This window comes from Streptococcus sp. bf_0095, assembly GCF_004166885.1.
GTDB lineage: Bacteria > Bacillota > Bacilli > Lactobacillales > Streptococcaceae > Streptococcus.
The window spans coordinates 502,874-525,656 of record NZ_RCYU01000002.1; the positions used below are offsets into that span (position 1 = coordinate 502,874).

At 45.0% G+C, this 22,783-nt stretch carries 22 protein-coding genes; 3 read left to right on the forward strand and 19 right to left on the reverse strand.

Features of this window, described 5'->3' with window-relative positions:
• Positions 1-31: 31 nt before the first annotated feature.
• The 17 genes from cps4B to mutL form a co-directional block, all read right to left on the reverse strand.
• Positions 32-763: a capsular polysaccharide biosynthesis protein Cps4B gene (gene cps4B, locus EAI95_RS06930; RefSeq protein ID WP_129269788.1), complete on the reverse strand. Its 732-nt coding sequence runs from the start codon at positions 761-763 to the stop codon at positions 32-34.
• Positions 756-2,234: an LCP family protein gene (locus tag EAI95_RS06935; protein ID WP_173018613.1), complete on the reverse strand. Its 1,479-nt coding sequence runs from the start codon at positions 2,232-2,234 to the stop codon at positions 756-758. The genes cps4B and EAI95_RS06935 overlap by 8 nt, the downstream gene beginning before the upstream one ends.
• 489 nt (positions 2,235-2,723) lie before the next feature.
• Entirely contained in the window at positions 2,724-3,587 is an 864-nt protein-coding gene (locus tag EAI95_RS06940; protein ID WP_173018614.1) for a hypothetical protein, read from the reverse strand.
• A 300-nt stretch (positions 3,588-3,887) separates the two neighbouring features.
• A complete protein-coding gene (gene cls / locus EAI95_RS06950) occupies positions 3,888-5,423 on the reverse strand; it encodes a cardiolipin synthase (RefSeq protein WP_129822574.1) in 1,536 nt (511 codons plus the stop codon).
• A gap of 265 nt (positions 5,424-5,688) precedes the next feature.
• Entirely contained in the window at positions 5,689-6,111 is a 423-nt protein-coding gene (locus tag EAI95_RS06960; RefSeq protein ID WP_129822575.1) for an SP_0198 family lipoprotein, read from the reverse strand.
• 121 nt (positions 6,112-6,232) lie between these two features.
• A complete protein-coding gene (locus EAI95_RS06965) occupies positions 6,233-7,480 on the reverse strand; it encodes a folylpolyglutamate synthase/dihydrofolate synthase family protein (RefSeq protein WP_129822576.1) in 1,248 nt (415 codons plus the stop codon).
• Between the two features lie 275 nt (positions 7,481-7,755).
• Positions 7,756-8,067: a DUF1292 domain-containing protein gene (locus EAI95_RS06970; RefSeq protein WP_006595405.1), complete on the reverse strand. Its 312-nt coding sequence runs from the start codon at positions 8,065-8,067 to the stop codon at positions 7,756-7,758.
• A 17-nt stretch (positions 8,068-8,084) separates the two neighbouring features.
• Positions 8,085-8,504: a Holliday junction resolvase RuvX gene (gene ruvX / locus EAI95_RS06975; protein WP_023027379.1), complete on the reverse strand. Its 420-nt coding sequence runs from the start codon at positions 8,502-8,504 to the stop codon at positions 8,085-8,087.
• Positions 8,504-8,770, reverse strand: coding sequence for an IreB family regulatory phosphoprotein (locus tag EAI95_RS06980; protein WP_129822577.1), 267 nt, complete (start codon positions 8,768-8,770; stop codon positions 8,504-8,506). The genes ruvX and EAI95_RS06980 overlap by 1 nt, the downstream gene beginning before the upstream one ends.
• Before the next feature lie 141 nt (positions 8,771-8,911).
• Positions 8,912-9,463: an SP0191 family lipoprotein gene (locus EAI95_RS06985; RefSeq protein ID WP_023027380.1), complete on the reverse strand. Its 552-nt coding sequence runs from the start codon at positions 9,461-9,463 to the stop codon at positions 8,912-8,914.
• Positions 9,464-9,472: 9 nt separating this feature from the next.
• A complete protein-coding gene (locus EAI95_RS06990) occupies positions 9,473-10,066 on the reverse strand; it encodes an SP0191 family lipoprotein (protein ID WP_129822578.1) in 594 nt (197 codons plus the stop codon).
• A gap of 183 nt (positions 10,067-10,249) precedes the next feature.
• Entirely contained in the window at positions 10,250-10,648 is a 399-nt protein-coding gene (spx, locus tag EAI95_RS06995) for a transcriptional regulator Spx (RefSeq protein ID WP_006595399.1), read from the reverse strand.
• A gap of 87 nt (positions 10,649-10,735) precedes the next feature.
• Complete coding sequence (gene recA / locus EAI95_RS07000) at positions 10,736-11,878, reverse strand: recombinase RecA (RefSeq protein WP_125335103.1); 1,143 nt, start codon at positions 11,876-11,878, stop codon at positions 10,736-10,738.
• A gap of 47 nt (positions 11,879-11,925) precedes the next feature.
• Positions 11,926-13,194: a competence/damage-inducible protein A gene (locus EAI95_RS07005; protein ID WP_023027383.1), complete on the reverse strand. Its 1,269-nt coding sequence runs from the start codon at positions 13,192-13,194 to the stop codon at positions 11,926-11,928.
• Between the two features lie 83 nt (positions 13,195-13,277).
• Complete coding sequence (locus EAI95_RS07010) at positions 13,278-13,844, reverse strand: DNA-3-methyladenine glycosylase I (protein ID WP_129269776.1); 567 nt, start codon at positions 13,842-13,844, stop codon at positions 13,278-13,280.
• 9 nt (positions 13,845-13,853) lie between these two features.
• Positions 13,854-14,447: a Holliday junction branch migration protein RuvA gene (gene ruvA, locus EAI95_RS07015; protein ID WP_003009115.1), complete on the reverse strand. Its 594-nt coding sequence runs from the start codon at positions 14,445-14,447 to the stop codon at positions 13,854-13,856.
• 20 nt (positions 14,448-14,467) lie between these two features.
• Positions 14,468-16,417 carry a DNA mismatch repair endonuclease MutL gene (gene mutL / locus EAI95_RS07020; protein ID WP_129822579.1) on the reverse strand — a complete coding sequence of 650 codons (1,950 nt, stop codon included), beginning with the start codon at positions 16,415-16,417 and terminating at the stop codon, positions 14,468-14,470.
• A gap of 252 nt (positions 16,418-16,669) precedes the next feature.
• Here mutL and EAI95_RS07025 point away from each other — a divergent pair, with 252 nt between their 5' ends.
• Positions 16,670-17,110 carry a LytTR family DNA-binding domain-containing protein gene (locus EAI95_RS07025; RefSeq protein WP_129822580.1) on the forward strand — a complete coding sequence of 147 codons (441 nt, stop codon included), beginning with the start codon at positions 16,670-16,672 and terminating at the stop codon, positions 17,108-17,110.
• Positions 17,104-17,562, forward strand: a complete 459-nt coding sequence (locus tag EAI95_RS07030; protein ID WP_107849212.1) for a DUF3021 domain-containing protein — start codon at positions 17,104-17,106, stop codon at positions 17,560-17,562. The genes EAI95_RS07025 and EAI95_RS07030 overlap by 7 nt, the downstream gene beginning before the upstream one ends.
• Positions 17,563-17,794: 232 nt before the next feature.
• Here EAI95_RS07030 and mutS read toward each other — a convergent pair whose 3' ends face one another.
• Positions 17,795-20,338 (reverse strand): DNA mismatch repair protein MutS, encoded by a 2,544-nt coding sequence (gene mutS, locus EAI95_RS07035; RefSeq protein ID WP_129822581.1) that lies wholly within the window; start codon positions 20,336-20,338, stop codon positions 17,795-17,797.
• Between the two features lie 106 nt (positions 20,339-20,444).
• Positions 20,445-20,888 (reverse strand): arginine repressor, encoded by a 444-nt coding sequence (gene argR / locus EAI95_RS07040; protein WP_048691892.1) that lies wholly within the window; start codon positions 20,886-20,888, stop codon positions 20,445-20,447.
• Positions 20,889-20,990: 102 nt separating this feature from the next.
• Here argR and argS point away from each other — a divergent pair, with 102 nt between their 5' ends.
• On the forward strand, positions 20,991-22,679 hold the full coding sequence (gene argS, locus EAI95_RS07045) for an arginine--tRNA ligase (RefSeq protein ID WP_129822582.1): 1,689 nt from the start codon (positions 20,991-20,993) through the stop codon (positions 22,677-22,679).
• Positions 22,680-22,783: the final 104 nt, after the last annotated feature.

Here is a 22,783-nt window from a genome sequence, read left to right on the forward strand (position 1 = left end):
CCTTTTCAATCTCCGTGATGGAACTTGATGATTAAAACAATTCGTCATCCAATAATGTTTGCTGATTTTCAACAAAAAGGGCACGCGCCCGGTCACTACCGTAGCGTTTTTCAATCAACTGATAAGCCTGGTCCATGTATGGAGGGCGCTGATCAACATTGTGCATATCGCTGGCAACAAAATGGACCAAGTCCTTATCCAAGAAATATTGGGCACGATGTTTCATGAACTTATAGCGATCACCAAACAACTTCGGCTTGAGGACACTCGAACTATTGATCTGGGTATAGCATCCCATTCGGATTAATTCTCGCACCCGTTTTTCATTTTTTTCCAAACAGTGGTAGCGTTCAATGTGGGCAACCACCGGAGTCACTCCTAAGCGCAAAACTGCACTTAAGGCCTGGTGAATCTCCTTGTAGGGGGTCGCCATACTAAACTCGATCAAGGCAAAACTGGTCTCAGCAAGCGTTGGAATAGTCCCGGCTTCTAGCTTTTCTAGGATATCTCGCGTATAGTAGATTTCTGCTCCGAAATGCAGTTTCATTTCAGGCAGATAGGTCTCTACCATCTCTTTTACTGCCAAGTAGTTTTGATAGATCTTTTCTTCTGGGGTTTCAAACATCCCTTTTCGACGATGGGACGTCGAAACGATGGTACGAACCCCTTGACGGTAGCTTTCCTCGATGAGGAGCTTGCTATCCTCAATCGTCTTTGGTCCATCATCCACATCAAAGACAATGTGTGAATGAATATCAATCATTGTTTTTTCCTTCCATGGTTTGGTTTATTTTTTCTTTGGCTTGTGCCACGCTATCAGCATTCAGCTCCATCATGTAAAGAGCAGATCCTGGCATCGCATATGAAGGCAAGTCATTTCGTCCTTGTCCAATGACAGCTTGTGAAGTCACCTTGTAGCTTCCACCAGTCTCCAACTGTGTATTGACCAAATTCATAATGGTTGGCAAGGGCATATTGGTTTGCAAGGAATCTTGTAAACCAGAAACGATTTCGTTGTAATTGCTCAATGCTTTGGTCGATGTTAATTTATGGATAATGGCTGCGATGACTTTTTCTTGGTTCTTCCCACGATCGTTGTCTCCACCTTCGAGAGAGTAGCGTTCACGGACAAAGCCAAGGGCCTGTTCCGAATTCAAGTGAACTTCCCCTACAGGGAAGTGGTAGTTCCCGTGTAGACTTGTAAACTCTTGATCATTTTCTACATCAATCCCTCCGACGAGGTCGACAAGCTTCAAGAAGGATGTGAAGTTCAAGCGGACATAGTAGTCAATCTTGATGTCGTACAGATTTTCTAAGGTATGAATAGACGCATCTACTCCGTAAATCCCAGCGTGGGTCAACTTATCCCCTTGGTTGTTCCCGCCATCAGCAATTGGAACATAGGCGTCACGCGGAGTCGTGGTCAGCAAGACTTGCTTGGTCTTTCGATTGACCGTCATGATAATATTGACATCAGACCGAGAAACCGAAGTGACTGGACCGTAAGTGTCAATCCCGCTGACATAGATGTTAAAGGTATCCGCATTGGCATCTGCCTTTGCCTTGGTTTCCACTTGGCGACGGATCTTGTAAGAGTAGATTTTCTTTATTTTTTTTGCGTAGTCAGCATCCACACTTGCTACAGTATCTTCAAAGGTACTATTCAGGACGATGGCTTTCGTCTTGTCTTCTTGTAGGGCCTGGTAGGCTGCCGCATAAGATTCCACATCTTCGATGGTCAAGTCATGCTGGCGCGTTTTCTTCACTTCCTCTACTAGGGCCATCAGATCATCTGCATTATTATTCCCCGTAGGCGCTGCTACACTGCTGATTTCTTTGATATCTTGGATTGGGCTATCATCTTTGACATAGACAGCCATTTCAAATTCCGTATAATTGGCATTTCTGTTCACATTTCCAGCGACATCGACCAATTGCTGGGTAACATAGGTTCCCACAGAGGTTCCTAGCAAGCCCAGGACCAATAAAAATAGCGTCGTCTTTTTAGCCTTGCCTGCAAGGATCAAACCCAAGGTTAAAAAAAGTCCGCCAACCAGCAAGGCCGTCACAAGGATATTCAAATAGCGAAAGGCTAGGATATTGTAGCTAAAGACATTATAAAGAAAGAGCCCAGCCACAAGTAGCGTTAAGACCCAGAGACCGCTATTGACAATCCGTAGCTGATCCCAACTGCTAGTTCTAGTTGAGCGTTTGTTTTTTCTGCTTTGATTCATTTTATCCCCCATACTATTTTCTTAAATATTATAACATAAAATCAGCCTAAAAATCGGAATCTAGGCCCAATTCTCCACTATTAATTTTATACTATTCTGAGCTCTCTGTACAGCAATATGGGACAAAGAAATGAGTAAATAAAAAAGGTGAGGAAACTCACCTTTTTGAATGTAGATAAACTATTATTTTACATAAAACAGCCAGTTACTCTTCAAAAATGATTTATTTTGCCATTTAAGAAGATTAAAAACTTTCCGCTATGAGAAAAGTGCCTGAAACACAATAGTTTCAGGCACTCGGGAGTTTTGAGAGTAAAACAGTTTGGGAAACTGTTTTAGCCCGAGCCCAGAAATTAAAGAGCGAGGGGGCTCAAAACTAAGTCATGGAACTTCTTCGAAGTTCGCTGACGTCCGCACTCACCTAAGGAAAGTTTTTCGGAAGACTTTATCTTCAATCTGAAGGTGAGGAAACTCACCTTTTGTATAGATTTATACTTTATCTTTTGAGGTTGAACTTGTATCTGAATCCTTGCTAGTTGAGTCACTCTGTGAGGAATTGCTTCCTTTACGAGTTTCAGCTCCATCAGCAGAATATTCGTTTACAAAGATTTCCTTACGCAATTCAAGGAAGCTTTCATCGCTAAGGATGTAACGTCCTTCTTTGGTTTTAGTCAATTCCAAAGTATACTCGCGTGGTTCGATGTAACCAAAGTCTTCATTCAAACGGTCAAAGGCATAATAGAACAAGAAGTTGTTCAATAGAGACAAGCGTTTTTCTAGTTCTGGATCTGTGTTGTCTTCTAATTTTTTAACATCTTCAATTCCGTTTTCAAACAAACTAGATTTTGCACGGTTGATCAAGTTAGCCAAGTCACGTGTTGCAATCGCACGAGATTTGAAGGTAACTGTCGCAGTATCTCCTTCGTCTTCAACCTTAGTGATTTCATAGTCATCACCAATCGTTGCTAACACTTTGAAACGAGCTTGGTCAAACAATTCCAAGATTTTTTCTGGAGTGAATGTTTCAGTTGTCAGTTCAAGCGTGAAGTCTTCTGCAGGTAGATATTTTGATGCATTTTCATCAACAAATTTTTCAGTAATTTGTTTTTTCCACTTATCAACCGATGTTCCCATCAAAGTTGTGAAACCAGAAGAATGGTCAGTGAAGATGGCACGAAGAATGATATCTCCATCTTTCTCAATTTGTTTTTTTGTTTTTTCTTCTTTTGATTCGCTAGATTGTTCTACCTTGTCCTCTTTGGCTGGTTTTTTCTCAGTAGCTGGTTTTGACGAACAAGCTGCCAACAACAACAAGCAGGCTGGTAAGACACCATATTTTACGAGCTTTTTCATAAGTTCTCCTTATTTTTTATAGATTATGTTCATTATACCAAAAATAGCCCCCTTGAACATTCTTAGACAAGCCTATGTAAGGAAATTGTAATATTTTGTCTCTCCTTCGTAATAAAAAAGAGGCTGGGACAAAAGTCCTAGCCTCTCAATTGTCTTTGGATTATCGAGAAAGACGCAGTGGTTGAGTGGGCTCTACTACGCTGATTTCATCAGCTTTTACAACCCTACTCAACTGTGCGGAGGTGGGACGACGAAATCGAATTCTAACGGATTACCGATTTCTGTCCCACTCTCAATCGCCTATAGCATGGGCGCAAATAACTGCATAATTTCTTTGATCAAATGCTGGTACCAGGTGATCCGGAAAGTGTCCAACTGGATCTGCTGAGATACGAAGAATATCTCTTCAAAATCCGCTCGGATCTTGGTCAATTCTGGGCTTCGATACATCCAGACAGCATTCTCATAGTGATGAACTAGGCTCCGATAGTCAAAGTTAATGGTCCCGACTACTGCGACTTCATCGTCGGCCAATACTTGCTTGCTATGGATAAAGCCTGGGGTGTATTCATAGATTTTCACCCCTGCTTCCATCAGGTCTGGATAAGCCCCTCGTGTAACGATTTGGATCAATTTTTTATCCGGAATGAAAGGGGTCACGATGCGTACATCGACACCACGGAGAGCCGCATTTCGAATATCTTCCGTCAAATCATAATCAATGATTAAATAAGGGGTCGTAATGTAGACATAGTCTGTTGCCTGATTGATGATATTCTGATACACAGACTTACCAACCTGGGACTTGTAGATGGGTTTCGGTCCACTCCCAAAGGGGATATAGAAGCCTTCTCCATCTACCGCTTGGTTTTCCATATGGTATTTATCGAAATCTTCAATCTCTCCCTGGTTGATGTACCAGTTCATGAGAAAGAGTCGCGTCAAGGCCTTGACGGCTCGGCCGTCCAAGCGCACTGCACTATCCTTCCAATGACCGAAGCGTTCTCTCTGGTTGATATACTCATCCGCTAGGTTAACGCCACCTGTATAGCCAATCTGGCCATCAATGACCAAGATCTTGCGGTGGTCTCGATTGTTATAAGCCGCCGTCAATCGTGGCACCACCTTGTTAAACTTATGGGCATCAATGCCTAATTTGCGCAAGCGTCTGGTGTAGTTTCCCTTCAGGGTCGCCATACAGCCAATATCATCGTAGAGCAGCTTCACTTCGACCCCTTCTTTGACTTTCTCAAGTAGGATCTCTAGGATGCTGTTCCACATGAAACCTTCCTCGATGATATAGAATTCAAGAAAGATAAATTTCTTGGCTGAGCGCAAATCCTCTAATAGTTGTGGGAGCATCTGGTCCCCTAGTGGGAAAAAGGTCGAAGCCGTCCCGTTGTAGAGGTCTGCGTTGTGGTCCATGGACAGAATAGACTTGACCATCCCATAGACGCTCTTACTCTCTTCTTTCAATTGCAGGCGAAGCTCACGGCTGTTGTCCTCACGGAAATTCATAGACTCCATATTTTCCAACTGGACCATTTCTTTCTTGGACAGACGACGCTCCCCAAACATGAGGTAAAGAAGGGAACCAAAGACAGGGATGACGGCAATGAGGAGCCAGGTCACCTTGCTCTCTGGAGGCATATTTCGGTTGACGATCGCCAAAATGGTCGAGATATATAAGAGGACCATGATGGTGACAGACATCCAGTTGGGGAACCATTCATTTAACCAAAAGAAGGCCGCAAAGGACAGCCAGAGTTCAAACCCCATAAAGAGGATACTGAACCCATATTTGGACATTAACAATCGAATCTTTCGAAAACTCACCCTCATTCTCCTTCTTTTATAATCCCTACTAGTATACCAGTTCTAAGAAGGGAGCGCAAACCCGATAAAATGAAAAAAGAGAGTGGGACAGAAATCGGTAATTCGTTAGAATTCGATTTCGTCGTCCCACCTCCGCACAGTTGAGTAGGGCTGTAAAAGCTGATAAAATCAGCGTAGTAGAGCCCACTCAACCACTGCGTCTTGCTCGACAATCCAAAGACAATTGAGAGGCTAGGATTTCTGTCCCACTCTCATTTCTGCTAGTTTATTTCTTGGTCAGAACAATCGTATCCTGATCACCCAAGTCTTGATCCGCTTCTTTCAGGGTCAATTGTTTCCCCTCCAGTTGATAGCGGTAGCCATCATCTCCGATAAAGAGGATCTGGTTGGCAGCATCTAGCTTGACCTGTTTCAGCTCTTGCTCTCCATCTGCCTCTACAGCCGTCCAAGTCCCTGAATCACCAGCGATGACGAGCGTCACTTGATCGCTTTCATCCATTCCCATATAGGTTCCGTTCAGACCTGCTTGGTTAACCTGCGGACTAGTCGTTGTCTGTTGAGAAGAAGTTGCCGTTGTGGTCGTCGCACTTGATGACGTGTTCGTTTGCGATGGTGTTTGCTGGTTCGAACACGCTCCAAGTAGGAGGACTGTAGCTGTTACTAATAAAGCAGTTACTTTCTTTGCCATGGATGGTCTCCTTTCGCGCCAACTTTTCAACGGACTTCCCCGTTCATTTGTGGCTCACCTTTAGTATACGTTAGAGCCTGTTTTTGGTCAATCTTTATGACTGGCCGATGAGAGTTGCTACCTATAAAGGATTCTTTCCCTGCTCTAATAGATATGTGCGAACTTCGGAAATAAAGTAGAGAGAGCCAGTGACAAAGAGCACCTCTTGACCATCTTGTCGGCTATAAAAATCTTGCAAATAATCTCTGAAATCCGCCACATAAGGATAGCCTAAGCCATCCGCCTCTTGGACCACTTCCCCATAAGCAAAGGTCGTCACCGTCAAGTCCGCCTCCGGCAAATCGCTTGCAAAGATCTCCAACATTCCCTGGTAATCCTTGCGTTTTAAAGCACCAAAGAGGATCTTCACGCGCTTATCTGAAAAAGTGCGGGCATATTCGACCAAGCGATGGATGGCATGGGGGTTATGAGCGCCATCTAGATAGATGCCTTGGCTAAAGTTTTCCAGACGACCCGGCCAGCTAGTCGCTTGCAAAGCCTCCCGAACACCGTTTTCATCGACCGCCAGACCTCTCTGCTCCATGAAGAGGAGAAAGGCTTCGAGAGCCACCGCAGCATTCTCTTCCTGATAAGCTCCATTGAGCCCAATTTTTAGTGAGTCAAACCGATGCTGCGCATCTTGAAAGACGCCCTTCACCAGTTGGAAATCTTCTCCATAGCGAGCTAGCGGACAGCCTATTGCTTGGGCCTTTTCTATGCAGACTTTCTCAGCCTCTTTAGCCAGTGGACCGATAACAGCCGGCTTCCCGGCTTTAAAGATCCCAGCTTTTTGCCTAGCAATGGCCTCTAGGCTTCCTCCCAAGGTCTCCTGGTGATCCAGCCCTACTGAGGTGATCACTGCTACCTCTCCTGTGATGACGTTGGTCGTATCAAGGAGCCCTCCGATCCCAACCTCTATCAAGGCCAGGTCTACTTTTTGTTCATGGAAATACAAAAAGGCCAAGAGGGTGATAATCTCAAAGTAAGACAGTTGGTCGTGGGTCTCGAGAAGCTGAGACTCCATCGCTTGGATGCTCTGACCCAAGCGAATCAGGTCCTGATCCGAAATTGGTTGCCCATTGATACAAATCCGATCATGCATACTAACAATATGCGGAGAAGTAAAGGTCCCGACTTTTAGGCCATGTTGTTGGAATAGCTGGCGCATAAACGCAATGGTCGAGCCCTTACCGTTGGTCCCCGTCACATGGATCATCGGAACAGCTTCACGAGGGTCCCCTAAGAGCTTTACAGCCTGTTGCATCCGCCCCAAGCCTGAACGAAAATTGAGTCCAATTCGGCTATTCATCCATTCTTCAATTTGATTCATATCTTTCTCCTAAAAGAAAAGAGCGATCAAGCCTTGTTGCTGGCTCACGCTCTGCTATTTCTTTGGTTTCTTATTTCACTTCCAGTGTATCTGGAAGCAGGGCTAAAAACGTCCCCCGGACTTCCTGCTTTTTCTTGTTTTTTGAAGCAGGGCTAAAAACATCCACTGGATGTTTCAACTCTTTCTAGTTTCTAGGAGTTGAGGTGATACAGTCTCCCAGACTTACTTACGGTTTTCATTTCCAGCGCAAGGCTAAAAACGTCCCCCGGACGTTTTTACTCCTCCATAAAGCTGTTGAAGACTTCTTCAATCATGTTCCATTCATCATCTGAATCTTCTGGGATTGGTTGAAGGTCGCCTTCTGTTCCGTCTTCGTTTTCAGTAAATGAGTAAGCTTGGATTTCTACTTCACCGTTTTCATCTTCTTCTGCATTTGCAGGAATCAAAAGAACATAGTTTTTACCAAATTCTTCTTTTCCATCAATGGTCAAAAGGATTTCAAACAAGGTTTCGTTTCCTTGCTCATCTACCAATGTAATCAATTCGCGTTCGTCATGGTTGTGGTCATGATCATGATTGTGTGCCATCTTATTTCCTCTTTTTTCTAAAATTTTCGATCTAAATAATTTTGCAAAATCAACTGGGCAGCCAATTTATCAATTACTTTTTTTCGCTTATTTCGGCTGATATCCGCTTGTTCAATCAGCATTCGCTCTGCGGCAACGGTCGTCAAACGCTCGTCCTGATACTCAACCGGCAAGTTGAATAACTCTTCAAGGCGCTTTCCATAAGCTTGACTCGCTTCCACTCGAGGACCGCTTGTGTTGTTCATGTTTTTCGGCAAACCAACGACAAAACGATCAACCCGGTATTCCTTCACCAGTTCAGAGAGACGGTCAAAACCAAACTCTCCTTTCTCCTCATCAATCTGAATAATCTCCAGACCTTGAGCAGTAAAACCTAATGGATCACTGATGGCTACTCCGACAGTCTTCGAGCCAACGTCTAGTCCCATAATTCTCATTAGAGATTGATCCCTTGCCCTTTCAAGTAGTAACGAACCAATTCTTCAACAATTTCATCTCGTTCGTACTTACGAATTTGGTTGCGAGCGTTGTTATAACGAGGTACATAAGCAGGATCACCACTGAGTACATAACCAACGATTTGATTGATTGGATTGTAGCCCTTCTCATCCAAAGATAAGTAGACATCCTTTAATGTATCACTAATTTCTTTACGGTTTGAATCGTCAAGATTAAAACGTACTGTTTCGTCTGTAAATCCCACAATACCACCCTCTTTCTTTATATTCATACTATTATATCATAATTTCCATACTTTCTCAAACGAAAATTACTGATTTCATGGGCTTTCTTGGACTTTTCATCACTTGTTTCCGAAAGCAATCTTCTACAGTTTTCAATGACTTTATTTTACTTCTTTAAAACCATTTTTTTCCATGTTTTTGATGAAGAGCGTTGGAGAATAGGTCTTGATCATTTTGCAAATTTCTCCCAAGTCTTCGCTGTTTTTAATGTCATCGAAGTCTACTTTATCAGGGTCAATCTCAATCTCAGAGACCATTGCTTCACCTGTCCAATCTGATGTCACGGTGATTCCATCGTAGTCTCTCAATTCATCAATGCCACCTTCACCTTCGTAACCTTCGATCAAGGCTTGCTTGGCACCTTCTTTATCATCCTCAGCATCAATCATCTTCTTGATTTCAGCTTTGAATTCATCCGACACATGAGTTGCTAGTTTGATGGAAACTTTCTTGTATTTCTTTCCTTGGTAGGATACGGTTACTGTGATTTCCTGTTTACCTACCACGTCAACTTCATCAACATCTCTGTCAATCTTAAAGGTCCGAGTGATGACGCTATCTTTCGATAGGGAGTTGCCCCCTTTTGATTGAGAATTCCCACAACCTACCAAGACAAGCAATCCAGCAACGACTAGTAATAGAAATTTTTTCATGTTTTCTCCTTATTCTTCTTTTGCTCCATTACGGAGTAGATTATTCATATACTCTGTTGGTGTCAACTTCAACAAATCCGCAATATTCGCTGATTTGAAGTACTCTAACTCAACCGCTTTTTTAGTATCCAACTGAGTGAAGTCATAGGCGATGACCGTTTGGTATTCATTTTCATTTGGTACGGTCAGTTCAATGGTAAAGCCTGGAAGAGTCCGTGCCTGTTGGAGTTGTTCATCCTTGTCCATCGACTCCACCATCAATCGTTGGGCTTCTTCGAGGCCGACCTCTTGAATGGCTTTTTTCAATTCATCACTGGCAGGAGTGGTATTGGTCATGACCAATTTTTGTAATTGTTCCCCTTGATAGGTGATGGTCTGTTCTTGGCGAATACCTTTCTCATCTGTCGGAAGGACAAAATGCTTGGTAAAGACTTGCTGTTCTTCTGCCTTTTCTAACAGATTTCGATTTTCTTTATTGAATGATTCAATTTTAGCACTGTTGGATTTTTGAACACTGGAAGAATCGGTTTTCCCATGTTTCTTCTGTCCACAAGCTGTCAGCGCCAGAAGCAAGACTCCTAGACAAATAAGCTTCTTTTTCATGTTTTCTCCTTTGATAAGCTTCTATAAAAGGGATTTTCCCCACAGAAGTATTGTACCATAGAATGCCCCGCAAAAACATTCTTACAACCATTTTTTCGTGGATTCTTTGACCGGATACAAAAGAAAAAGTCGAGATTCTGACATCTCGACTCTTCTCAGTAGCTAAACGATTGGCTACTTTTCTTATAGGGCTGCTCTTAAGCGAGCCTCCGCATTTTCAACATTTCGTACAGAACGTGGTAAAAAGGCCCGAATATCATCTTCCTTATAACCAACTTGAAGTCGCTTGTTATCCACTAGGATAGGACTTTTCAAGATTCGTGGTGTTTCTAAGATGATATCGATGACTTCATTCATGCTGAGGTCTTCAATATCGACACCTAGATTCTTAGCGTATCGGTTTTTTGAAGAAACGATACTTGCAATGCCATTTTCTGTTTTGGTCAAAATATCGAGTAATTCTTCTTTTGTAATCCCTTCTTTACCAAGGTTTTGTTCTTTATAGATCAACTGATGAGCATTTAGCCAAGTTTTGGCTTTTTTACAACTCGTGCAACTTGAAACTGTGTAAATTTTAATCATGCATGCACTCCTTTCGCCACACGATAATAACATTGTAGTATATTATACCATAAAAACCATCAGTCTTTCGACCTATTTTAAAAAAAATTACTCTTCAATCTCAATGGCATCATCAAGATCTAGTGTTACTTCTTCAAGAAGTGGGCTTTCAGCTACTTCATCTTGTGCAACTACAGCAGTGTCATCATCGATCAAACCGAAGCGCACGCGCACTTGGTGGTCAATCTCATCAAAAATTTCTGGATGGTCTGCCAAGTACTTCTTAGCATTTTCAGAACCTTGGCCGATCTTCTCACCGTTATAAGAATACCAAGCCCCTGCTTTTTGGATCAAATCAAGGTCTGTTGCAATTTTTAGCAATTCGCCTGTACGTGAAATTCCTTCTCCGTACATGATTTCAACCATGGCTTCTTTGAACGGTGGAGCCACCTTGTTCTTCACAACCTTAATCTTGGTTTCCTTACCAACGTTGGTATCTTTTTGGTCCCCAGTACCTTTGATTTGAGTATTTCCACGAACATCTAGACGAACAGAAGCGTAGAATTTAAGGGCACGACCACCAGGTGTGGTTTCAGGATTCCCAAACATGACCCCAACTTTTTCACGCAATTGGTTGATAAAGATAGCAATGGTCTTGGTCTTGTTGATTGAAGCTCCAAGCTTACGCATAGCCTGGCTCATCATCCGCGCTTGCAAACCAACGTGGCTGTCACCGATATCTCCATCGATTTCTGCGCGTGGGACCAAGGCAGCAACAGAGTCGATAACGACCAAGTCAACGGCACCAGAGTCGATCAATTTACCAGCAATTTCAAGTCCTTGTTCCCCTGAGTCTGGTTGAGACAAGAGGAGTTCATCAATATTAACCCCAAGAGCTGCCGCATAAGATGGGTCCAAGGCATGCTCGGCATCGATAAAGGCAGCAATGCCTCCTTCTTTCTGTGCTTGCGCTACTGCATGGAGGGCAACGGTTGTTTTACCAGATGATTCTGGACCATAGATTTCGATGATCCGACCTTTTGGATAACCACCAGCACCCAAGGCAATATCAAGAGCCAAGGAACCTGAGCTCATGACTTGAACTTTTTGCTCTGCGCGTTCGCCCAGACGCATGATGGATCCTTTACCAAAGTCTTTTTCGATCAACTTTAGGGCATCATTGAGCGCTTTTTCACGCTCGTCTCCGAATTTCTTAGAGATATCATCTAATTTTTTCTGTTTTTTCGCCATTCTTTTCTCCTATATTCAAAGCGTAATGCTATACAAGCTTCTTATCATTATAGCAAATTTTCATCTAATAATACAGTCCGGCGTACCAGATTAAAGGCATGGAGGACTGCAACTTTCCGAACATCCATACGACTCCGGCCAGCGATATTGACCTTGATCGATTGGACTCCTTTAGGACCTGCAATTCCAATAAAAACGGTCCCTGCTGGGTGGCCTTCTAGACTGTCTGGGCCAGCAACACCTGTCAGACTAACTCCATAATCAGCCCCTGTTAAGAGACGGGCTTGCGCCGCCATCCGCTCAGCTGTATGGGCAGAGACCACTCCATGTTCTTGCAACTCAGCTAGGGGGATTTGGAGCATTTTGCTCTTTTCCTCTATGCTGTAGGTGACGAAACCTCCTGGTAGGACTGCTGAGGCTCCTGAGAAATTAGCCAGAGTCGATTGGAACATCCCGGCTGTCAAGCTCTCTGCTGCGGTTAGGGTCAAACCTCTCTCTCGCAAGAGTTCAAAAGCAACCTTAGCTAGGGAATTGTCATCTCCATAGCCATAGAAGAGCTGGCTCAAGGCTTGACCATCTAAAGTCTCATGACGAAGGATCACTTGCTCCAACTGATCCAATTTCTGATCAGCCTGCTCTTGTGACGCAGCCTTGGTCGACAAGCGCAAGGTCACTTCTCCGGTCTTGGCATAAGGAGCCACCGTCGGGTCAGTCTGGCCATCAATCACATCGGCTAGAACGGTTACCAGCTGGCTTTCCCCGATTCCAAAAAAGCGCAAGACGCGTGAGTAGAGCTTCTCGCCTGTGGCTAGAAGGGGCACTAACTCATCAGTAACCATAGGTTTCAGTTCACTAGGGGGACCAGGCAAGACCACATAGCTAACGCCCTCTACTTCAATCAGCCCTCCCACTGCCAAACCAGTCAGATTTTGGAGCGGTGTTGAGCCTGTCACTATTTGCGCTTGTCTCAGATTGTTGGGAGTTCGGATATGTTCTGGCCGACTGGCAAAGAAGCGGTCCAACTTGGCCATTGCTTCTGGATCAAAGGTCAGGTCTCTACCCAAGAACTGCGCTAGGGTCTGCTTGGTCAGGTCGTCTTCGGTCGGTCCGAGGCCTCCCGTGAGGATGACGAGATCACTTCGATCACGCGCAATCGCAAGAACAGACAAGAGACGATCGGCATTATCCCCAACTGCAGTTTGGAAATAAACGTCGATCCCTAGACCGGCCAACTTTTCTGATAAGAATTGCGCATTGGTATTGACAATCTGTCCTGTGAGAATTTCAGTTCCCACTGCAATGATCTCTGCTTTCATAACGCCTCCACTTATACTATTCGTAATTTTTCTTCATTGTAACACAAAAATAGAAAAATCGTAGAAAAATTTTCTACGATGGGTTAGCTATTCGGATTTTTCCATTCACAATCATTCTCATGGTCATTGACCAGGCCTGCTGCTTGTAGGTAGGATAAGACCGCAACGGGACCCGTAAACTTGAAACCACGCTTTTTGAGGTCCTTGGCTAGCTTCTCAGAAAGAACTGTCTTCGCTGGAGCCTGCCGGTAATCTGGAACATCATTGACGATGGTTTTCCCATTGACAAAAGACCAAAGATAAGCATCAAAGGTGCCAAACTCTGCCTGGACTTGTAGAAAGGCTTGAGCATTGGCCCGTGTCGCAAAAATCTTTGCACGATTGCGGATGATGGCTGGATTGTCTAACAAGGATTCCAGTTCTTCATCCGTCATCTCTGCGACGCGTTGAAGATGGTAACCATGAAAAGATTCTCGGAAAGCCTGCCGTTTATTGAGCACCGTTTCCCAAGATAGACCAGCCTGATAAGTCTCCATACAGAGCAACTCAAAAAGCGCCTGGTCATCATGGAGGGGCCAACCCCATTCTTCATCATGGTAAGCTACATATAACGGATTGGTCATTTTGACCCAGCCACAACGTTTTGGCATAGGAACCTCCTATTTCACCAACATCTTCAGGGCAGACTTGATATAGTTCTCTGCTGTATCCGTCGTGCCTTCAAAGAATTTCTTGATTTTCTTAAGCTCCGTTGCCTTGTATCCCAATGCCAACATAGCTTCCATAGCTTCTTCAAGGGCTTGGTTTTCTTCTGCAACTTTGGCTTTGGACTGAGCCGGTGCATCTTCTAGGTCAAGATTGATCTTACCTTCCAGATCCAAGACCATCTGTTGGGCTGTTTTCTTGCCGATCTTTGGAAACTTGGTCAAGTAGGTGATGTTCTTGCTTTCGATGGCTTGGACAAGGCCTGCATTGTCATCTGCAGCAATGATAGCCAGAGCTGAGACAGGTCCAATCCCAGAGACTGAGATCAAGTTTAAAAAGAGCTGTTTCTCTTCTTCGGTCGCAAAGCCATAGAGAAGGTGAGCATCTTCACGGACCACTTGGTGCAGATAAACTTGCACCTCTTGATTCATTTTACCAGAGTAGGCATAGGGGTTGGCCACATGCAAGAGATAGCCGATCCCAGCTGTCTCCACCACGATGTATTTAGCGGTGATTTTCGTTAAAATTCCTTTAATGTATTCGTACATAATCTTCCTTTATCGTTTACTTAATATTTGCCCAATTCTCGTAGGCTAGTGTGATTTTCCTGAATGCGTCGGAACATCTTTTCCATATCCGACTTGGTGAAGTTGACCAAGACGGGACGGCCGTGGGGACAGTTATAAGGGTTGTCACATTGGGACAGTTGGTAGATGAGATCCCGTGCGGAGTAATCGTCCAGTGTGTGATTGGCCTTGATGGAGCGTTTGCAAGACATCATGATGGCCAACTCCGCCCGGTATTTCTTGATGGACACTTCCTTGGTCAAAAGGAGCATATCACACATCTCATAGATACCCGACTCGATCTCTTCTTCCTTCATCCAAATCGGATGCTCCCGCAAGATCAACTGGTTGGCTCCGTACTCTTCTAGATAGACGCCCACTTCCTCTAGGAGGTGTTTACGCTGTTGCAGGCGGATCAGATCGTCTGCAGGGAATTCAAAGATATAAGGCACCAGCAGTTGTTGCTGACTGCCGTCTACGTCCCCGATGCTCTCCCGGTATTCTTCGTATTTGACCCGCTCTTGGGCCGCATGCTGGTCAATGATGTAAAGACCCCCATTGCCTTGGGCAAAGAGATAGGTCCCATGCATCTGACCGAAATATTCCAACTCTGGGAAGGTCGAATGTTCTTCTCCTTCCAACTTGTCATAAGCCTTATCTAGACTAGCTAGATCCAACTCTGGATGGTCCAGTTGATCATACTGAGGCGCCTTTCGCTCCGCAAATTTGATGGCTGGTGATTTAGCCTCCTGATTTCCCTCTTCTGAGGCAAAGAGAACCGTTTGCTCTGGGGTCAATTCACCACTTGGCTGGGATTCTGCAACCTCTGGACGGACAAAGAAGTCTCCCTTGTCTCGGTCGTAATAGAGGCTATTTTCTTTTAGAGGGAGGCTGGTCTGGACTGGTTTTTCTGTTCGACGAAGCGTCGACTTGGCTAGATTTTCCAAAGCATCTGGAATCAGATCCTGCTCTTTCAAAGCGGAGACAATGGCCTGGGAGATCAAGGCCATTAGTTCTCGTTCTTTAGAAATGCGCACCTCTTGCTTGGTCGGGTGGACATTGACATCCGCTAGATAGGGGTCAATCTGAATATTGATGACCGCTATCGGGAAGCGTCCAACCATGAGTTTACTGCCGTAGCCGTCCAAGATGGCCCGATTGAGCAAGAAATTCTTGATGTAACGACCGTTGATAAAGAGACTAATGTAATTGCGATTGGCCCGGGTCAATTCTGGCAAAGAGACGAAGCCCGACACTTCAAAGTCCAAATCACCTGTCTCGATGGCAACCATTTTCTTAGCGGTAGCGAGCCCGTAGACTCCTGCGATGGCTTGACGGAGATTCCCCGTTCCTGCCGTCCGTGTCATTTCATGGCCGTCATTGATCAAGGTAAAGGCAATCTCTGGATGGGCCAGACTCAGGCGGTTGAGAATGTCGACGATATGGGACAACTCTGCCTGTTGGCTCTTCATATATTTGAGGCGGGCTGGTGTATTGAAAAAGAGGTCCTCAACTGTGATTTTAGTCCCCACAGGGCTAGTCGCCGGCTCAAGAGAAGTGATTTCGCCCCCTTTAGCCTCTAGCTTTGTCCCATGACTAGCTCCTTCCTGAGCTGTCAGGATGGTCAGGACACTGACAGAGGCAATAGACGGCAAGGCCTCGCCACGGAAACCTAGGGTCCGAATGCGAAAGAGGTCGGCTTGACTCTTGATCTTACTAGTGGCATGGCGACGAAGGGCTAATTCCACTTCCTCATGGGCAATCCCTTGTCCATTATCCGTGATTTGAATGCTCTTTAAGCCAGCTTCTTCGATCTCTACGACAATCTGACTAGCTCCCGCATCGATGGAGTTTTCAACCAGTTCCTTGACCACACTAGCAGGGCGCTCGATGACCTCACCGGCAGCGATTTGATTGGCTAGAATTTCTGGTAATTCGATAATCTGTGACATAGCTTCCCCTCTTATGTTTTATACGCGCATAGGTAGAACTATTATACCATATCTACAAGGAAGCCCTCCCTTTATAAAACCTTGTGCTCCAGCTCCATTAAAGATACCGTCTTCTACCAGATAAACAGAGAAAATGACCGAATATGCGAAAAACCTTGTCTTGATGCCTGAAAAAGTGTTTAATAGAATTGTAAGCAAGAGGTCCTGCTAGCGGATCGCTTACCTGACGTCAATCACTTAGAAGGGATTTGTATGAAAGTAACAGTTACCATTGACCCCCATTTTCAAGAAGAAGGCGTAGCCATCACAGCGCCACAACCTAGCGAACACATCCAGAAAGTCCAACAATTCATAGAGGAATTGGACCAGAAGGAACGCTTGCGAGCGAAGAAGGAGGGGGAAACCTATCTTGTAGAGACCCACTTGTTTCATCGGTTCTATATTGAAAACCGTCAAGTCGTTGGGGAAACAAAGGATGACCACTTCATCCTCACCGGTCCCCTCTACCAACTCTCTGAAGACTTGCCCATCTACTTTTTAAAAATTTCCCAATCTGAAATTATCAATACCAAAGAAATCGATCATCTGCATTTTACCAGCAGCGGATCGGTCCAAATCAATCTGAAAAACGGGACCATCACCTATTCGTCTCGTCGCTATTTAAAAGCTATTAAGGAGAAATTATCATGTTAAAGACTCATCTATCGAATGCCTCTAAAGGCATCTTCATCGGCCTTACCCTCTCTATCGTCTTTTCTTTCCTAAACTCACCTTCCACTTACATGCCTCTCAGTCCAAGTTCAGGCGTTGGACAATGGATGCAAGCCCACGACGTGCATGGATCCCTTGTCATGCTCTATTGTATCCTTATATGGGCTGGCATCGGCTTGCTCTTCAGCTTAGGAAAAAAACTGTTCAACAAAGACTGGAGCCTCCTCCGTGCGACCCTCAGCCACTACCTTTTGATGCTCTTTGGTTTTCTACCTTTGGCAACCTTGGGAGGCTGGTTCCCAATCCAAATCAGCTTCTACATCTCCGTCATTATAGAGTTTAGCCTTGTGTACTTGGTTATCTGGGCGGTTTCTTATCGCATTTACAAGAAAAAAGTAGAAGAGATCAACCAACAGTTGCAAGGGAAAGCCTGAGGAATTCAAAAAAATGACTTTTATTTTTTAGTCATTCAAGAAGATGAAAAACTTTCCGCTGTGAGAAAAGTGCCTGAAACAACTGTGTTTCAGGCACTCGGGATCATTGAGACCTTAGGCTCAATGATTAGTCATGGAACTTCTACGAAGTTCGCTGACGTCCGTACTCACCTAAGGAAAGTTTTTAAAATTACTTTGTCTTCAATCTGAAACAGTTCGAATGAACTGTTTTTTAAAATCTCTTTTTCATCTCGGCAACTGCCATCATGACTTCCATCGGGGTCATGTTGTAGATATCGAGATTCTTCAACTCTTCTAAGACAGAGTGGGAGGAAGTTGCTTCAAACAAGGATATCTGTTCTCCGACCTGTGGAGAGGATTCTTGTGTTGGAGTCGCCATCGGCACTTCGTGGCTTTGGCCTTCTAGTTGACTCAAGATAGTATCTGCCCGCTTCAAGAGATCGCTTGGCAGGCCTGCAATCTTAGCCACATGGATCCCATAGGATTTATCCGCTGGTCCCTCTTCGATCCGGTGCAAGAAGGTCACTTGGCCATCCCTCTCCAAGGTGGCGACGTGGACATTGCGCAAGCGAGATAGGGTCTGCTCCAGGTCGGTCAACTCATGGTAGTGGGTGGCAAAGAGCGTCTTGGCACCTGTCCGGTCATGGATGTATTCGATGATGGCTTGAGCCAAGGCCATCCCATCATAGGTCGCCGTCCCCCGTCCCAACTCATCAAACAAGATAAGAGAAGCCGGAGTCGCTTGGCGAATGGCATTGTTGGCCTCCATCATCTCAACCATAAAGGTCGATTGACCGGATACCAAGTCATCTGCAACCCCAATCCGGGTATAAATGGCATCAAAGAGAGGAAGGGTCGCCGCCTGAGCCGGTACAAAGGAACCAATCTGAGCCATAATGACAATGATGGCCAACTGGCGCATATAGGTGGACTTCCCGCTCATATTAGGTCCCGTAATCAACTGGATATCACAGGTCTCATCCATAGAAATGCTGTTGGGGATGTAGCTTTGAGCTCCCATCACCTTCTCAACAACTGGATGACGCCCCTTTTCAATCCGGATATCGCGCGCCTCTTGGAAGACTGGCCGGGTCAGTTGTTGCCTTTCAGCCACACAAGCTAAGCCTTGCAAGACGTCCACCGTTGCTAGAGCTTGGGCTAGGGACTGCAGGCGTTGAATGTACTTGCCGACTTCCTCTCTGATCCGTAGGAAAATCGCATACTCTAGGCTAGTCGACTGTTCCCGAGCTTCTAGCATCTCCCCTTCGATCCGAGCCAGTTCTTCTGTCCCAAAGCGCTCAGAATTTTTCAAGGTTGCCTTGCGGAAGAAATGAGCTGGCACACGGGATAATTGGGAATTGGTCACATGGAAATAGTAGCCATCTTTTTTATTGTAGTCAATTTTAAGTCCGGTGATGCCACTGGCCTCCCGTTCTTTAGCTTCAATCTCTACAATCCAGCCGGTCCCTTCCCGGAGGACAACACGGTACTGGTCCAGAGTTGGGTCAAAGCCGGTACGGATGATATTGCCTTCTGTCAGAACGATCGGGGCATCCGGGTCAATCGCTGCCTCGATGAGACGGCAAAGCTCTGGCAGCTCATCTAACTGGGAAACGAGGAGGTCTAGCACTGGCTCACCCATCTCGACCAAAAGCGATTTGATCAAGGGAACATGGCGCAGGGTTTCGCCCAACTGCAAGAGGTCCTTGGGAGTGGTCTTACCAAAGGAAACCCGACTGGCCAAGCGCTCGATGTCATAGACACCCTTGAGACGATCTGCCAGATCGCTTCGCTCAAAGAAATGGTCCAAGAAGACCTGGATAATCTCTTGGCGTTCTTCGATCCGATGGCGATCCATTAAAGGCTTCTGGATCCAAGCCCGCAAGAGACGGCCTCCCATAGCTGTCTTGCTTTCATCTAGGAGCCAGTAGAGACTGCCATGTTTCTTGCCAGTCCGAGCATTTTCTGTCAAGTCCAAACTCGCCTTGGTCGCATAATCCATCTGCAAGAAATCACGGACTTCATAGTGATGGGCAGGCTTGATATGGTGGAGTTCCCGCTTCTGGGTTTCCTGGACGTATTGGAGCAGGCCTCCAGCTGCTATTCTCTCCAAATGAGTCAAGTCAGCCCCTAAAAGTTGGACATCCTCCGCCACTTCTGAGATAGGGGAGAGCAAGAGGTTCATTTGGCCAAGAAGGACTCTTTCTTCACCTTCTGACAAGGAGTAGGTCAGGACAATCTCCCGCGCCCGTAGGTTGCGGATCTCCCCACAGACCATGGCAAAATCATTCAGACTGGTGACCTGAAACTCCCCGGTCACTAGGTCCATATAGGCAAGGCCATAGTCCGTCTCATCATGAGACAAGGCTACTAGGAAGTTGTTGGCGCTGTCTGGCTTGGTCGAATCGACAACGGTCCCCGGAGTAATGACTTGGACCACTTCCCGTTTGACCACACCGACGGCTTGCTTGGGATCTTCCATCTGCTCTGCAATAGCCACCTTATAGCCCTTTTCGATCAAGACATCGATGTACTGCTGGGCCGAATGATAGGGAACTCCAGCCATGGGAATCGGATTCTCTGCATTTTTATTCCGAGAGGTCAAAGAAATCTCTAAAATCTGTGCTGCATTGACGGCATCTTCATAAAAGAGCTCGTAAAAATCCCCCATCCGAAAGAGCAAAAAAGCATCCGGATAGTCTTTTTTGATATCTAGGTATTGCTGCATGCCAGGTGATAGTTTTTCTGCTGCCATATCGTTCCTTTTCTATATCATTGCATTCATTCTGAGTGCTTACTCCAACTCTAAACTGACATAAAAGGAGGGCCGATCCCTTTCTGGACTGGTCCCTCGCCCTTGACTAGTGACTAGAATGTTGGAGAATGGTCTGCTGGACTGTTTGTGCTACTTCTTGGTCCTTGCAAACAATTAAGAGGGTATTGGCACCTGCTACGGTACCAAGGATTTGATCATCCAAAATCTCATCGACTGCGTTGGCTAAAATAGCCGCTTCTCCCAGTTCCGTCCGAACAACCAATGTGAACTCCGCTCTCGAGACCACTTGTGCATATTGAGCAATCAGTCTAAAAATATCTGTTCGATCTGGTTCGTCTGCTAATTTATAATAGAGGCCACCCTTTTCTTTTACCTTGATCAGACCGATTTCTCGTAGGTCTCTAGATAAGGTGGTCTGGGTCACTCCCGCCCCTCTTTGATCTAGGCGGTCTTGAATGTCTTTTTGCGTCGATAACTTCTCATGTTGAATAATTTCTCGAATCAAAAGCTGACGTTCATCTTTTTTCATTTTTGCTCCACTTTTGAATAATTATACTTTGATTATACCAAAAAGTTTGAAGAAAGGCCGAATTTTGTGATAGAATAGTAACAAAAGACCAAAGGAGCTACTATGAATCATAAAGAACTTATTGCAAGTGAATTGGCAAAAGTCATTGAAGGCTTAGACCAAGAAACTATCTTAAATTTACTAGAGCAACCAAAATCTTCAGACCTCGGAGATATCGCCTTTCCTGCCTTTTCTTTGGCTAAAATCGAACGCAAAGCTCCTCAAGCGATTGCTGCTGATATTGCGGAAAAAATTGATGCCTCTCACTTTGAAAAAGTCGTTGCTACTGGTCCTTACGTAAACTTCTTCTTAGATAAATCACAAATCTCTGATCAAGTCATCAAAGCGGTTATCCAAGCAGGTGCAGACTACGGTCAGCAAGACGAAGGACATGGAGGAAATATTACCATCGACCTTTCTAGTCCAAATATTGCAAAACCTTTCTCAGTTGGTCATTTGCGCTCAACCGTTATCGGAGATGCTCTTTCAAATATCTTCCGCAAAATGGGCTACAACACCATTAAAATCAACCACTTGGGAGACTGGGGTAAACAATTTGGTCTCTTGATGGTCGCTTATAAAAAATGGGGTAGCAAGGAAGCTGTCGAAGCCAATCCAATCGATGAATTGTTGAAACTCTATGTCCGCATCAATGCCGAAATCGAAAATGATCCTGCTTTGGACGAGGAAGGACGTCTCTGGTTCAAGAAATTGGAAGATGGAGATCCAGAAGCAACTGAATTGTGGCAATGGTTCCGTGACGAGAGCTTGGTAGAATTCAACCGTATCTACAAACTCCTCGGTGTTGAATTTGACAGCTTAAACGGAGAAGCTTTCTACAATGACAAGATGGATGAAGCTGTCCAAATCCTTGAAGAAAAAGGCTTATTGAAAGAGTCTAAGGGAGCTAGCATCGTTGAGTTGGATGATGTCAACCTTCCACCAGCTATGATTAAGAAATCAGACGGTGCCACTCTTTATATCACTCGTGATATCGCAACCGCAATCTACCGTGCACGGACTTACAACTTTGTGAAAAACATCTATGCTGTAGGTCAAGAACAATCCAACCACTTCCGTCAGTTGAAAGCTGTTTTGAAGAAAATGGGATTTGACTGGAGCGACGATATGATCCACGTTGACTTTGGTTTGGTCACAAAGAACCGCCAAAAATTGTCAACTCGTAAAGGAAATATCATCCTGCTCGAACCAACCCTTCAAGAAGCCATCTCTCGTGCTAAAGCGCAGATCGAAGAAAAGAACCCTGAATTGGAAAACAAGGAAGAAGTAGCACGTGCAGTCGGTGTTGGTGCCGTTAAGTTCTACGACTTGAAGACAGATCGTCGCAACGGGTATGACTTTGACCTTGAAGCCATGGTATCCTTCGAAGGGGAAACTGGACCATACGTTCAATACGCATACGCACGTATCCAATCCATCCTTCGCAAAGCCAACTTCACTCCATCTGCAGATGCAACATACAGCTTGAACGACCCTGAAAGCTGGGAAATCATCAAACTTCTCCAAGACTTTGCTCGTGTCGTGAAACGTGCTGCTGAAAACTATGACCCATCCTTGATTGCTAAATATGCGATCAACTTGGCTCAAGCCTTCAACAAGTACTATGCTCACACTCGTATCTTGGATGAAAGCCCAGAACGCGATAGCCGCCTTGCTCTTAGCTACTCAACAGCAGTTGTTTTGAAAGAAGCGCTTCGTCTATTGGGTGTCGAAGCACCTGAGAAAATGTAATATCTTCCTTACTTTTTGATAGGAAACCATCTCTTGTAGGGGTGAGAGGAATCGCTAAATAAACCTTATTTAGTTCCATCTCACTCCTTTTCTCATGCTCAATA

Bases quoted from the DNA above. Each gene is read 5' to 3' on its own strand.
- cps4B (WP_129269788.1), bottom strand. From the start codon at position 763: ATGATTGATATTCATTCACACATTGTCTTTGATGTGGATGATGGACCA.
- EAI95_RS06935 (WP_173018613.1), bottom strand. From the start codon at position 2,234: ATGAATCAAAGCAGAAAAAACAAACGCTCAACTAGAACTAGCAGTTGG.
- EAI95_RS06940 (WP_173018614.1), bottom strand. From the start codon at position 3,587: ATGAAAAAGCTCGTAAAATATGGTGTCTTACCAGCCTGCTTGTTGTTG.
- EAI95_RS06960 (WP_129822575.1), bottom strand. From the start codon at position 6,111: ATGGCAAAGAAAGTAACTGCTTTATTAGTAACAGCTACAGTCCTCCTA.
- EAI95_RS06965 (WP_129822576.1), bottom strand. From the start codon at position 7,480: ATGAATCAAATTGAAGAATGGATGAATAGCCGAATTGGACTCAATTTT.
- EAI95_RS06970 (WP_006595405.1), bottom strand. From the start codon at position 8,067: ATGGCACACAATCATGATCATGACCACAACCATGACGAACGCGAATTG.
- ruvX (WP_023027379.1), bottom strand. From the start codon at position 8,504: ATGAGAATTATGGGACTAGACGTTGGCTCGAAGACTGTCGGAGTAGCC.
- EAI95_RS06985 (WP_023027380.1), bottom strand. From the start codon at position 9,463: ATGAAAAAATTTCTATTACTAGTCGTTGCTGGATTGCTTGTCTTGGTA.
- EAI95_RS06990 (WP_129822578.1), bottom strand. From the start codon at position 10,066: ATGAAAAAGAAGCTTATTTGTCTAGGAGTCTTGCTTCTGGCGCTGACA.
- spx (WP_006595399.1), bottom strand. From the start codon at position 10,648: ATGATTAAAATTTACACAGTTTCAAGTTGCACGAGTTGTAAAAAAGCC.
- recA (WP_125335103.1), bottom strand. From the start codon at position 11,878: ATGGCGAAAAAACAGAAAAAATTAGATGATATCTCTAAGAAATTCGGA.
- EAI95_RS07005 (WP_023027383.1), bottom strand. From the start codon at position 13,194: ATGAAAGCAGAGATCATTGCAGTGGGAACTGAAATTCTCACAGGACAG.
- EAI95_RS07010 (WP_129269776.1), bottom strand. From the start codon at position 13,844: ATGCCAAAACGTTGTGGCTGGGTCAAAATGACCAATCCGTTATATGTA.
- ruvA (WP_003009115.1), bottom strand. From the start codon at position 14,447: ATGTACGAATACATTAAAGGAATTTTAACGAAAATCACCGCTAAATAC.
- mutL (WP_129822579.1), bottom strand. From the start codon at position 16,417: ATGTCACAGATTATCGAATTACCAGAAATTCTAGCCAATCAAATCGCT.
- EAI95_RS07025 (WP_129822580.1), top strand. From the start codon at position 16,670: ATGAAAGTAACAGTTACCATTGACCCCCATTTTCAAGAAGAAGGCGTA.
- EAI95_RS07030 (WP_107849212.1), top strand. From the start codon at position 17,104: ATGTTAAAGACTCATCTATCGAATGCCTCTAAAGGCATCTTCATCGGC.
- mutS (WP_129822581.1), bottom strand. From the start codon at position 20,338: ATGGCAGCAGAAAAACTATCACCTGGCATGCAGCAATACCTAGATATC.
- argR (WP_048691892.1), bottom strand. From the start codon at position 20,888: ATGAAAAAAGATGAACGTCAGCTTTTGATTCGAGAAATTATTCAACAT.
- argS (WP_129822582.1), top strand. From the start codon at position 20,991: ATGAATCATAAAGAACTTATTGCAAGTGAATTGGCAAAAGTCATTGAA.